We start from the raw sequence: 13158 nt of genomic DNA, 5'->3' as shown, positions 1-13158 counted from the left end.
CAATTAGTGTTCAAGTAAACCGGGAACCCGGCTCTGTAAAAAATTATCCACATAGGTTTTGCGCTCACCCAGGGTGCGAGGGTAAGCAACACGAATATCGGGCAGGCCAGTCACTGCGGGCCAAAAACTATTGGCGCCCCAACCACTGCTAAATAAAGGGTTGGCGATGGGTGCATCCACCAAGCGCTGCGCGCTACTCAACTGCCAGCCACGCGCAATTAATTCATCGAGCAATGCCACTACAAAATACGCCGCCAGATCATTTTCCTGTAATACCAGGGTTTGCGGTGGCGAATAACCCAGCAGGTTAAATGCCAGTGCATCCTGCTCGACCAACGTCTGTGCTAACAATTCCACATAGGCACTTTCCAGCGCCGCCATGTTGACCGGGCGATTGAGCTTAATGCGCGCTTGATACAGCTGGTTCAAATAAGCATCCACCCCGCGCCATGGGTTATAGGTAGTAAACGCCGGGCGATAACCGCGCATTTTGACAAACCCAATTAAACTGCGCTGGATTGCGCTATCGCCTTGCTCGTGTAAATACGAAAAATGCAAATGCTGCCGGTAACCGGAATAAGGCGACAGCAGGCGATTGGCTTTGAGGATGCCGACTTCATAGGCATACAGGTCACTCTTGCTGACCAAACTATGGTTATAACCGGCATTAACCAATAAATGACCGCGATCGCTGTAAAGCTGCAGACGCGCTTTATCCTTGTTGTCGAGCGCGCGCGGTTTTATTAAAAACATCGCCTGCGGCACCTCCGCCATCGCCAGGTTGCGCATTAACATTTGTGAACGCGCCATAGCATCCAGCGATGTAGAAGGTTGCAAACTATTTTCAAACACCACCACCAGCTCGCGAGCGTGGGCCGCAAGGCTGGTCATTAGCAATAACAAACTGACAAGTATGCAGCGTTTAATCACAATTACTACTCGCGCGGCTTTTGGTTAAGGATGGGGACATGTACAACTGTGCAGTTAAAGATTATTGCGGTTGGATATCGCCACAATCGCTCCCCAGCCAGGTGCCGTCTATCGCAACGGTTACCTTATGCGGCTGGCCATTCACGGTTTGGGTCATCATGCCGGTACCGCTGTAACGTTTGGGTGAACTAAATACTATGTCGCCCTCACTGCGCGACGGATTTTCGCCGGTGCAAACCTGAACGGATTTGAAACGGTTGCTGCTAACCTGAGTCAGTGTAGAGGTGCAATCCTCACTGTCATCCATGCCCATATCACCGCTGTCGATTTGCGCCTGGGTAACGCAATTTTTTACGGTGGCGCCATCGGCAGAAACACTAACCTGATTATTCTCAAAGGACATACCTTCTTCGCTCATTTTCATGCCCGATTGCTCCATCAACGCTTCCATTTGTTTGCGCTGTTCGGGCGGCATAGCGGCAAATTGTTTTTTCATTTCGGCCATGGCGGTTTCCATTTGCGCCGACTGCATTTGCTGCATTTGGGCCGCACCATCGCCGGTATATTGCATTTTGTTTTCCCACAGGCCGGGTGCCATATCCACCTTGACCGACTCGGCGACCGCTGGCAGTGCCAATGTCATCACTGCGCCCAGCAAAAAGGCGCGTTTCATTGAAGGTTTCATTGTTTTATTCATCACAGGTTTCATGGTTCAGTCTCCTTGGAGTGGTGAGTTCAACCTCAATAAGCCTTATAGGTCGCCGGTGCTGAATATAACATTAACTTTGCTGAATAGATGAGCGGCCAGCCAACCCTTTGCAGGTCGCTGGCCGTCGCGCTTAGGGTTGACCGATATAAAAATACACCTCTGTTTGATACCACTGGCCCAGGCGCGGCACCTGGTTTAACTCGCCCTCCGCGCCGTGGTTTGCAGGCTGGTGGAACTTGGTGCCGATAGGCGCAAAACCATGCAACAGCGAGATATTACCCTCGGGGAACGTCACTTTGGTTGTCATGGGATTCTCGCCTTCGCCGCTCGCCTGGCGCGGGGTTAACAGGCGCAGGTTGATGTTGGGGTCATTGATCACCATCACCAAAGGCAACTCCGTGGTCGCCAGCTCCGCCCAATAGACATGATCATGGAAGCCTTTGAATTCCGGATAATTCCACTCCAGCCCGGTAACCGTATCGTTATAGGCTTTCTCCCACACACCATATTCAACACCCTTGGTACGATTTTTCCACACGCGATACGGCCCCTTACCCAACCAGCGCATGGATTTCACCTGGGTTTCCGGGTAGTCAAAAGTTACCCCCAGATAATCCGCCTTGGTGCCGCCTTTCATTTGATAGGCATAGGTTAGTTTGAGCCAGCCATTGGCTTGCAAACGCCACTCTATTTTGCGCAACTCACCGTTAAAATCTGCGCTGACGACGGCATCGCCCTGATCGACATAACCGCGAATGCCGGTGAGTGTGCCCGTGCCATTGAGCAAGCGCGGGCCATTGTTAAACGACAATTTGTTAGTGCCGCGCACAAGGCGATGAAGCAAACCGCTGGCGCTATCGATCTGCACTTGTAAATCGCCATTCACCAGATTGAACTTACCTTGCTCTTGTGCAATTTCATTCGATTTATTTGCGACAACATCGGCAGCAACCCTTGCAGGGATTATTGAATCAATCACCGTTTGCGGCGATGCAATCATCCACGACCAGCGATAAATTTCTGCGCCGGTTTTATCGTAGGCCGTCAAATAAAATGCATCCGCCGCTTGCCAGTTTTCCGGCAAATCCGCAGTGATAAAACCGCGTTCGCCCGGCGCAATGGCAGAGGCTTTTATTTCGCCTTCAACCACGCTAGTCAGCGCGTTTTTATTTTGCGCTTGGTTTTGCAGGGTGCCAATTGTGCGTGGCAGCGGAAATTCCACTAACTGCCAGCGAAAGGTCAGCGCATCCAGCCCGGTAAATTCATAGCGATTTTCCACCATTAACTTACCGTTAAAGCTGGCGGGTAAAATTTCCTGTTCCGCGAGCGGGAAATAAACTGGCGACCAAATTTCTTTGATGGCAAAAAAACTGCCTTCTTTTTGGCGATAAGGGCCGACAATACCATCGGGTGCACTATTGCCTGCCACGTCGATTTTTCCGGCGCGATCGGCGCGTACTATGCCTTCATCGGCAAAGGCCCAAATAAATCCGCCAGCACTGAGTGGATTGGCAAGCATTTTATTCCACCAGTCATTTAACCCCGCGCCTGCACCGCCATCGTAAAGGCCATGCAAAAATTCCGTGGGCATAAAAACATCCTCACCGTCAAACAATCGGCCCGCACAACAATTCAGCGGTTCGTAATGGGCGGTATTAATGCCACCAAATAAACCCCACGGGTGAATCAACGGTCGCGCCTGGGTATCCCACTGGGCAAAGTCATCATCCAACTCGGTATTCCAACCGCCCTCGTTACCATTGGCCCAGATAATTACTGAGGGATGATTGTGATCGCGCAGAATTAATTCTTTTACCAAGGGCGTGCCCGCTTCAGTGCTATAAGCCTCTTGCCAACCGGTGAGTTCGTTAATCACATAGAGGCCCAACTCATCAGCCACGTCTAAAAAATGCTGATCCGGTGGATAGTGCGCCACACGCACCGCGTTCATATTCATTTCTTTCAGTAAACGAGCATCGGCATAACTCAGCGTTTTGCTGGTAGTTCGCCCGGAGTCGGGCCAGAACGAATGGCGATTAGCGCCTTTCAACCGCACTTTTACTTCGTTCACATACAGACCATCGCCTTTGCGCAATTCAACACTGCGAAAACCAATCACTTGTTCAACTTGATGAATGACTTTTTTGCCAGCGCGCAATTGCACCTGCAACTGGTAGCGCTGCGGATTTTCCGCAGACCAGGGGATGATCTTTTTGATTCTATTCTCTACGCTAAGCTGTTTCGCACCCGGCGCTATTTTTGCGGAGAACTGGCCCACTTTTTTTCTTTTTTCGCCGTCAATTGCACTAACCTGCGCAACAATATTATTGGCAGTGTCGGCGTTGTTTAGCCAAAGCTGTAATTGGATGTCGCCAGTGTGGCGCGCATCTACTGCCAGGCGTTGAATATGCTCGCGGGGTTTTGCCTCCAGCCATACGGGACGATAAATACCGCTAAACAACCAAAAATCGGCTTTGCGCTCAGCGCGATTCACCGACTCATCCGCTGAGAAACGGTTAACTTTTACCTCCAACAAATTTTCCTCGCCCGGCTTTAGCAAAGGGCTTACGTCATAGCTGAATTGATAAAACCCACCGCGATGCACCGGCCCGGCAAGCTGGCCGTTAATTTTTACTTCCGCATCGGTCATCACACCGCCAAACACAATATTAATGTGCTGATCGCGCCAGTTTTCAGGCACTGAAAATCGCGTGCGATAAAGCCCTTCGGTATCGGGCGCTGGATTATCACCCCAATCAATAAAATAACGATAACTACCAAAACCTTGCATTTCCCAGTTGGAGGGAACGGGAATACGGCTCCAACTGCCACTGTTGCGGCCGCCATTGACTTTAAAGTCCCATGGCAAGGTGTTGTCTTTATCGGTACCACTTAAATACTGGATTTGGGTTTGCTGGGCAAAGGGCGGAACAGCCCACAATAATCCCAGTAAAATCAAACAGCGAATTAATACATTATTCATAACCAAAACCACTCCACGCCTACCTATAATTTTTTATATAGTCCACCAAAAAAACAGGCGCTATTGCTAGCGCCTGTAAAGAGTTATTTAACCGCCCAGTAATAATCCCGCCCAGCCTGAGTGGGAACGTCTATCACATAGGTGTTTGCCAGCGACAATAATGGCATTACTTTGCCGGTATTTTTAAGCGGTGTTTTAATCTTCGCCCGGGCATAAAAGGGGTTGGGATTAGCTTTGGTGCCGCGTACTTTTTTAGTTTTAAAATCACTGACGGCAGGTAGCTCGCTATGAGTGCGCAAACGCAGGTTTCCGCCCAACCGCGAATGAATTTTTAGTTCGCGAATCTGGCCGTTAGCCCAGCGCATATCCACCACAAAACCGCCGCGCATTAGTAGCCCTTTTACCTCACCTTCGGGCCAGGCTTGCGGCAGAGCCGGCAATAAATGCACCGCGCCGTCGTGACTTTGCGCCAGCATTTCTGCCATGCCGGAGGTAAAACCGAAATTGCCATCAATTTGAAATGGCGGGTGCGCATCAAACATATTCGGGTAAGTACCACCACTTTCATTCACACTGCCATCGAGTGTCATGGCTGGGCTGATTTGTTCGCGCATTAATTTCAGTGCACGATCACCGTCCAATAACCGCGCCCACAAATTAATTTTCCAATTCATCGACCAACCGGTAGATGGATCCCCGCGTTGCTCCATAGTCACACGCGCCGCGCTAAACAATTCAGGCGCTGTCAGCGGTGAAATTTGATTGCTCGGATAAAGCCCATAGAGATGGGAAACATGGCGATGTTTATCCTGCGGTTCATCCCAGTCTTCCAACCATTCTTGCAACTGGTGATGTTTACCAATTTGCATAGGCGGCAGGCGCGACAGGATTTTTTTCCACACTGGAATTTGCGTTTTGTCCTGCCCCAAAATTTCAGCAGCGGCAATGGTATTGGAGAGCAAATCAAATAGCAGTTGATTATCCATAGTCACACCAGCGGCGATTTTAACGCCGGTTGCGGTAGGTGCATTTTCCGGTGACATGGAGGGCGAGACTATGAGCCACTTTTTGTCTGGTGATTCAATTAAAAAATCCTCAAAAAACGTGACGGCAGATTTCATTACCGGGTAGACATCCGCCAAATAGGTTTTATCGCCACTGTACAAATATTTTTCCCAAAGGTGTTGGCTTAACCAGGCATTACTCGTAGGCCAGGAGCCCCAAGTTTTATCTATGCCGCCGGTAATGCGCCAAATATCGGTATTGTGGTGCGCCATCCAGCCCCGTGCGCCATACATTTCTTTTGCAGTTTGCTGACCGGTCTGCGCCAACTCTTTTACCATTTGAATAAACGGTTCGTTTAGTTCATTTAATTGCGTAACTTCGGATGGCCAGTAATTCATTTCCGCATTAATGTTCAGCGTGTATTTGCTATCCCATGGCGGATCCATGCGATGATTCCAAATACCTTGCAAGTTCGTTGGTTGGCCGCCGGGTTGTGAGCCGGAGATCAGCAAGTAGCGACCAAATTGAAAATACAAACTTGCCAATTCAGGATCGTGACGGCTGGCAAATAAACGAATGCGTTGATCGGTTGGCTCCTGCGCAAATTCACTCTTACCCAACTGCAACGCCACACGATCAAAATACTGTTTATAAAAATTGCTGTGTACATGCTTACGCGCGGTGTACTGATTATGGGTGAATTGGTTTTTGGCACTGGCGAGATAATTGCGCGCACGCGCCAACGCATCGCCACTGATGTCTTTATAATTGACAAAATTAGTCGCCATGGAGATTAAAATTAACGCTGAATCGGCATTATTTACCGCAATGCGATTATTGTTCTGGCTCAGGCTACCGCCGCTGGCATTTACATCCACCAGGGTTGCGAGTTTGACCTGCCCTTTAATGCCTTCGTGATCTTTGGACATGCCTTGCATTAACAAGGTGTGATTATTTTCCTGCGCGAATTGCATAGTCGCCGGGTGAGATAAATGCGCGGTAAAACTGAGCTGGCCAGGCTTGCTGGCCGACAACTTCACCACTATTACCTGATCCACAAACGAACTAAAAACTTCGCGGGTATAAACCACATCGCCCACTTGATAGCGCGTGGTCGCAATAGCTTTGCCTATATGCAGATCGCGATAGTAGTGACTAAATTGTTTATGCGCCGGAAATTCCAAATGCAAATTGCCCGCGGTTTGGTAAGGCATGCCGTTGGAGCCTTGGCTGGTAATTGTTTTTTCTGCCAACGCCTCTGCCACGAGATATTCACCCGCTGTGATTAAGCGACGAATCTCCGGTAACGATTCCAGTGCCTTGGGGTTTACATTATTGTGCGGGCCACCGGCCCAAAAGGTATTTTCATTGAGTTGTATGTTGTCGTTTGCCACACCACCATAAACCATCGCGCCCAAACGGCCATTACCCAGCGGCAAGGCCTCCTCCCAATGTTGGGCGGATTGTTCATACCAGAGTGTATGAGGCGACACCAAGGGTGAAGATGAAGCCAATGGCGATGACGCAAATACAGGCCCACTAAAACAGAAGATAATCAGGGTGATAAAAAAACATTCCGTGCGGAACTTCATAAAATACTCCCATACAGTTGATTGTCGTATTATTTCTGGTGCCGATAATTATTTTTATTTACAAAATTTATTTATTATTTTTATTTGTTAATTTTTATTTACCATTTTGTGTCACAAAAAAACGGCGCCCTGAGGCGCCGCTGTGGCAATTATTTCAATAATTTTTGCAGGTGGGGTTCAAGCGCTTCAGCCCACAGGTTGTAGCCTTTTTCATTGGGGTGCAACAAGTCCGGCATGATGTCTTTGGGCAACACACCGCCTTTGGTTAAAAACACCGAGTTAATATCCGCAAAAAATACACGCTTGTTATCGGCGTAGTCTTTAATGATTGCATTCACGCCATTATTGATTTGACGCAAGCTGCCATCCGGATTTTCATCGCGCGGGAAAATGGCCAGCAACAATACTTTTGACTCCGGCAAACGCTGGTGCAATTCACCTAATATTTTTTTAATGCCCGCTGCGGTATAAGCAGGGTTTTCATGGCGGTGACCGGTATTATTGGTACCAATCATCATTACCACCAATTTTGGTGCCATATTTTCCACCGCACCATGCTGTAAACGCCAGAGTACGTTTTCGGTGCGGTCACCACCAAAACCAATCGCAAAGGCGTTGCGTTCGGCATAATGTTTTTGCCAAACAGGTGCGCCTTCTTTTTCCCAGCCTTGGGTAATGGAATCGCCAATGAACAACAAATCAATTTTTCCGCCGCTAGCGGCAATGGCTTTGGCGTCTGCCAGTTTTTGTTCATGACGCGGCAACCACCAATCAATCGACCACCATTCATTTAACATACCCGGTGTAACCGATGCGGTTTTGTAATTGGGGCATTCATACAACGCAACTTTTTTAGGGGCCTTCGCCAGCAGTTGTACATTGGCAACAGCCACTTCACCTTTACCACCGACCTCTAACGCAAAGGGCATAGTGGTTGCACTGAAGTCATCTTGTTCTTGTGCGAAACAACTCAGCGGCACATACACCGTGCTCCACCCTTTGCCGCGCAATTCGCGCGCGGCCATGGTGAAGGGCACCACGCGATCACAATTTTCCGGCTTGCATTCCATTTTGAAAGAAACGCCGCCTTTTTCTAATTCATTAATTTTTATATCCAGTGCCAGCACACCGGTTTTCATCATCGCCGCCAGATTTAACGGCTTACCCGACTCCAACGTCATACCCGCACGCCAGGAATCTTTCCAGTTAAAAATTAGTGCGTCCGCTGCTTTGTCTTTTGCAACGGCTTGCAATTGCACATCACCCTTGGGGGTAACCGCAGTGGTGCCAGTGAATTTTTGTTGCTGCTCGGGGTTTTCAATAAATAATTGCCAACCGTTTAAGGGTTTATTTTTGTAGAGCGAAATATCGCTGGCTGCGCTAGCAGAAGTGGAAAAAATAGCGCCCGCTAATAAAAACATGCCGCTGAGTTGATGAAATTTTTTCATTATTAGCTCTCATGGTTTTTAATAAAGAGTTTATTTAGATTTTTACTTATTGAAGAAGAGAAGATCCCCCCTTGGCCCCATAGAAAAAAGAGCAGGGGAGATTTATCACTTCGCATTAACAACAACCTGCTTCTGCATGCCCATCCCTTCAATACCCAATTCAATCACATCGCCTGCGTTTAAATACACGGGCGGTTTTTGACCGAGACCCACGCCGGGTGGTGTACCGGTGCTGATAACGTCGCCGGGTTGCAGGCTCATAAATTGTGAAAGGTAGTGCACTAAAAATTGTGGGCCAAATACCATTTGGTCGGTGGAACCGTTTTGGAATGTTTTGCCATTTACGGTGAGCCACAGATTTAAATTTAGTGGATCAGCAACTTCATCGCGTGTTACCAAATAAGGGCCGATGGGGCCGAAGCTATCGCAGCCTTTGCCCTTGTCCCACTGACCACCGGGACGCTCCAATTGAAAGTTGCGTTCCGAGACGTCGTTAATCACGCAGTAACCGGCGATATAATCCAGCGCTTCATCCAACTCGATATAACTCGCGTGTTTACCTATGACGATGCCCAACTCCACTTCCCAATCGAGCTTGGTGGAATTGCGCGGTTTAATCACATTGTCATTCGGGCCGGTAATCGCACTGGTTGCTTTCATAAACACCACCGGTTCCGATGGCACAGCAACACCTGACTCTGCCGCGTGGTCGGCATAGTTCAAACCGATGCAAATAAATTTACCGACGTTATTTACGCAAGGGCCAAAACGTGTGCCCTCTGGCACCAGCGGTAGGGACGACAAATCCAGCGCGGCAATTTTTTGCAGCGCGGCATCGCTAATTGTTGCGCCGTTGATATCGGCAACTACGCCGGATAAATCGCGCAGCTGGCCATTGTTATCAACTACACCCGGTTGTTCCTGGCCGGGATTACCGTGACGAAATAGTTTCATTGTGTTAATTCCAAAAAAATTAATTACTCCAACCACCATCAATAATATTGATGGTGCCAGTGGTGAATGCCGATGCGTCGCTCGCCAAATAAAGCGCCAGCTCTGCCATTTCACGGGCAGTGCCTAAACGCCCCATGGGCTGGCGGGCGACAAAGTTTTTATAAGCTGCTTCGTAATCGCCCGTCGCGTGCAAGCGCTGTTCGAGCGATGGTGTTTGTACTGTGCCGGGGCAAATTGCATTACAGCGCACACCCTGGGTGACAAAATCGGCGGCAACCGCTTTGGTTAAACCAATTACCGCCGCTTTAGTCATGCCGTAGGCAAAACGATTGGGTGCGCCTTTAATGGAACTGGCCACTGACGACATGTTGATAATAGAACCGCCGCCCCGCGCAAGCATGCCCGGTAAAAACGTGCGGATCATGCGATACATGGAAGTCACGTTTAAATCGATAGAAAAATTCCAATCTTTTTCATCGCAATCCAAAATAGTGCCGCTGTGCACATAACCGGCGCAGTTGAACAAAATATCGATGCCACCAACATGTTCACTGAGCTGTTGGATGTCGTCTTTTTTTAACACATCCAAACCATAAATTTCACAGCCAACCAATTCTTTTAGCGCCGCAACATTCACATCGGTGGCGATAACGCGCGCGCCTTCGGCGGCAAATAATTCAGCGCTGGCACGACCAATGCCCTGTGCAGCAGCAGTGATTAATGCAGTTTTACCTTCCAGTCTTTTCATCGTATTTGTCTCACACCATTTGTCGTACAGGCAAACAACTCGGCCCTATGGGTTCAAAGGCTTTGTAAGTCAGAATAAATTCCTGATGCCCTAAATCTTCCGACACACTGCGTTTACCCGACGCCACCGCAATAACGTTTTGCAAAATTTCTTCACCCACCTCGTCCAGTGTTGCTGCACCTTCCAAAATACGGCCGGCGTTGACATCCATATCACCCGCTAAACGACGATAGGTTTCCGGGTTGGCGCATACTTTTATTACCGGTGAAATCGCAGAGCCCACGACAGAACCGCGCCCGGTAGTGAATAAAATAACGTGGGAACCGCAGGCAATTAATTCGATAATTTCCGCATTGTCAGAAATATTCGGAAAGCCAAAACGCGGCTCGCCATCGGGTACCACATCCAATAAATACAAACCGCCTGCAGGAGGAATATCGCCCGGTTTAATTAATCCGCTAATCGGTGATGAACCGGATTTTGAATAGGCGCCCATGGATTTTTCTTCCAGCGTCGTTAAGCCACCATCGGCATTGCCCGGCGCAAAACTGCCAAAACCCATCACGCGATAATAGTGTTCCGCTTTAGCGACGCAGGCTTCAATTTCCGCACCCAATTCCGGCGTAACGGCACGATCAGCCATGATGGTTTCGCAGCCGATTAATTCGCCGGTCTCTTCAAAAATACAGGTGGCATTGGCCGCGACTAACGCATCAAAGCAGCGACCCACAGCGGGGTTGGCACTAATACCGCTGGTGCCATCGGAACCGCCACAAATAGTCCCGACAATTAATTCGTGCAAGTGCATGGGCACTCGTGCAACTTTTGCGGCTCCAGTTTGCAAACGTTTTACTGCCGCAATACCTGCATCAATCGTCGCTTTGGTACCACCCACTTCCTGAATCACCAATAATTCTGCCGGGCGACCAGTAGCAACAATTTCACTCAATAACTTTTCGCGATTCATACTTTCGCAACCGAGCGACACCAATAGCGCGCCGCCCACATTCGGATGGGTACAAACCGCGCGCATCATTTCATAGGCGTATTGATTGGGATAACAACCGGGGAAGCCGATGAGATGTACGTCCATGTCGTCCGCATGATTCACAATTTTGCGGGTCACGTGATGGGCGCACTCAACCAGATAAGCCACCACAATCACATTGCGAATACCCTTGCGACCATCGCTGCGCTGCCATGCTAAAAATTCCGGGGCGGTGGAATGGGCGATGCTCATGATTCACTCCTGTCTTTGTTCTGGCGCGAGCGGGTGTGACTGGGAATGTAATCACTTTTCATATTGTGCATATGTATATGTTCACCTTTAACGGCCGCAGTAACCATTGAGCCGATGGGTGCGCCGTAGCGATACACTTTTTCAGCCTCGACCAAATTATTGCGTGCAATTTTATGGCCCACGGCAATATCGCTTGCGGCGCGAATTTTTTCGCCGTCGACAATGACTTCATCGCCGGTGTGAATTTGTTTTACACACACCAGAATGTTGTCGTTGGGGTGTAACAAAATAACGGGAGAAAGCGAACCTACACTCTCGCCGGTTACCGATCGGTTTTGTGTCATAACACCTGGTACTCACTGCGCGTAGTTAAATCAGCATGGTTAAATCGGCATGGTTAAATCGTTTATCGCTTGTTAAATGGGTATGGGGGCTGCTGGGTGAATCAGCTCCTGCCGACGCAACTGCTGCCAATATTCAACGGGAATTGGAGTGTTCATCCAGGCATTCGCCTGCTGCACTTCGGCAGGGTTGGCAAGCCCGGCCAGCACGGAACAAATTTGCGGATGCGCCGCCGGAAACTGCAGCGCGGCGGCGGCGAGTGGCACATTAAACTCTGCACCTACCCGTTCAAGTTGCGCCACACGATCAATAATGCTTTGGGGCGCGGTTTCGTAGTTGTAATAAACCGGCTGTTTGCCCGAGGCAACGGCAGGGGCAGTAACACCTGTGGCGAGAATGCCGGAGTTAAAGGGACCACCCAGAATAACGGAGGCACCGCGCCGCGCGCACAGCGGCAGAAAAGTCTCGCAGGCCCCCTGCTCTAATAAGGTGTAGCGCCCGGCGAGTAAAAAGCCGTCGAAGTCGCCGTGGGTTAATGCTGCTTCACAAATTTGCCACTCGTTCGTACCAAGCCCGATCGCCGTCACCTGCCCTGCCGCTTTTAACTCGCACATGGCGCGGTAGCCGCCCTCCATAAACTCGCGGAAGCGTACCGGGTGATCGGCGCCGTGGGTCAGCGGGCCTAAATCGTGGGCGAGCAGAATATCTACCTGTTCGCGCTGCAAGCGTTTCAGGCTGGCAGCGAAGGAGCGCATCACACCGTCGTAGCTGTAATCGAATACCGGCTCCAGTGCAGGTGCATCGGCAAAACCATGTCTTACAGTTTCTTTAGAGTTAGTTGGCACTAACAAACGGCCCACTTTGGTGGAGAGGATGATGCTTTCCGCAGCCCCTTCTCGACGCGCCAGTGCAGCCCCCAAACGGGATTCACTCAAACCAAAACCATAGTGGGGAGCGGTATCTATGTAGCCTATGCCTGAATCGAGTACAGCATCCACCGTAGCGTAGGCCTGTTCGTCGCTCTGGGGTTGATAGAGATTGCCAATAGGTGCAGCGCCAAAACCGAGGGACGAGAGACGCAAGTTGGTGTTGCCGAAACTACGCTTATCGCGGTTTTGGCTCATGTTATCTGGCAATGCCATGGTGAGATGTGCCCGTCTGATTTTTATAATTGAAATGAAAACTGCTAATAAAAAAGATCTTATCC

10 protein-coding genes are annotated in these 13158 nt (G+C 49.6%); all 10 read right to left on the bottom strand.

Annotated elements, in window-relative coordinates; translation table 11 throughout:
- Positions 1-3: 3 nt before the first annotated feature.
- Entirely contained in the window at positions 4-930 is a 927-nt protein-coding gene (locus tag D0B88_RS08140; RefSeq protein ID WP_151056429.1) for a hypothetical protein, read from the bottom strand.
- Between the two features lie 61 nt (positions 931-991).
- Complete coding sequence (locus D0B88_RS08135) at positions 992-1639, bottom strand: DUF3617 domain-containing protein (RefSeq protein WP_151056428.1); 648 nt, start codon at positions 1637-1639, stop codon at positions 992-994.
- A gap of 130 nt (positions 1640-1769) precedes the next feature.
- A complete protein-coding gene (locus D0B88_RS08130) occupies positions 1770-4622 on the bottom strand; it encodes a glycoside hydrolase family 2 protein (RefSeq protein WP_151056426.1) in 2853 nt (950 codons plus the stop codon).
- 83 nt (positions 4623-4705) lie between these two features.
- Positions 4706-7219 (bottom strand): glycoside hydrolase N-terminal domain-containing protein, encoded by a 2514-nt coding sequence (locus D0B88_RS08125; RefSeq protein WP_151056424.1) that lies wholly within the window; start codon positions 7217-7219, stop codon positions 4706-4708.
- 149 nt (positions 7220-7368) lie between these two features.
- Positions 7369-8667 carry a GDSL-type esterase/lipase family protein gene (locus tag D0B88_RS08120; protein WP_151056422.1) on the bottom strand — a complete coding sequence of 433 codons (1299 nt, stop codon included), beginning with the start codon at positions 8665-8667 and terminating at the stop codon, positions 7369-7371.
- A 105-nt stretch (positions 8668-8772) separates the two neighbouring features.
- The gene (locus D0B88_RS08115) at positions 8773-9621 is read right to left on the bottom strand and encodes a fumarylacetoacetate hydrolase family protein (RefSeq protein ID WP_151056420.1); all 849 of its coding nucleotides are present in this window, start codon (positions 9619-9621) and stop codon (positions 8773-8775) included.
- A gap of 19 nt (positions 9622-9640) precedes the next feature.
- The gene (locus tag D0B88_RS08110) at positions 9641-10369 is read right to left on the bottom strand and encodes an SDR family oxidoreductase (protein ID WP_007645856.1); all 729 of its coding nucleotides are present in this window, start codon (positions 10367-10369) and stop codon (positions 9641-9643) included.
- A gap of 10 nt (positions 10370-10379) precedes the next feature.
- Positions 10380-11609, bottom strand: a complete 1230-nt coding sequence (locus tag D0B88_RS08105; protein WP_151056418.1) for a UxaA family hydrolase — start codon at positions 11607-11609, stop codon at positions 10380-10382.
- Positions 11606-11953, bottom strand: coding sequence for a UxaA family hydrolase (locus tag D0B88_RS08100; RefSeq protein WP_151056416.1), 348 nt, complete (start codon positions 11951-11953; stop codon positions 11606-11608). The genes D0B88_RS08105 and D0B88_RS08100 overlap by 4 nt, the downstream gene beginning before the upstream one ends.
- A gap of 72 nt (positions 11954-12025) precedes the next feature.
- Positions 12026-13093: an aldo/keto reductase gene (locus tag D0B88_RS08095; protein ID WP_151056414.1), complete on the bottom strand. Its 1068-nt coding sequence runs from the start codon at positions 13091-13093 to the stop codon at positions 12026-12028.
- Between the last annotated feature and the right edge of the window lie 65 nt (positions 13094-13158).

It is taken from the genome of Cellvibrio sp. KY-YJ-3 (assembly GCF_008806955.1).
Taxonomy (GTDB): domain Bacteria; phylum Pseudomonadota; class Gammaproteobacteria; order Pseudomonadales; family Cellvibrionaceae; genus Cellvibrio.
The sequence above is the reverse complement of the archived record's forward strand: the minus strand, read 5'-3'. Positions and strand labels throughout refer to the sequence as shown.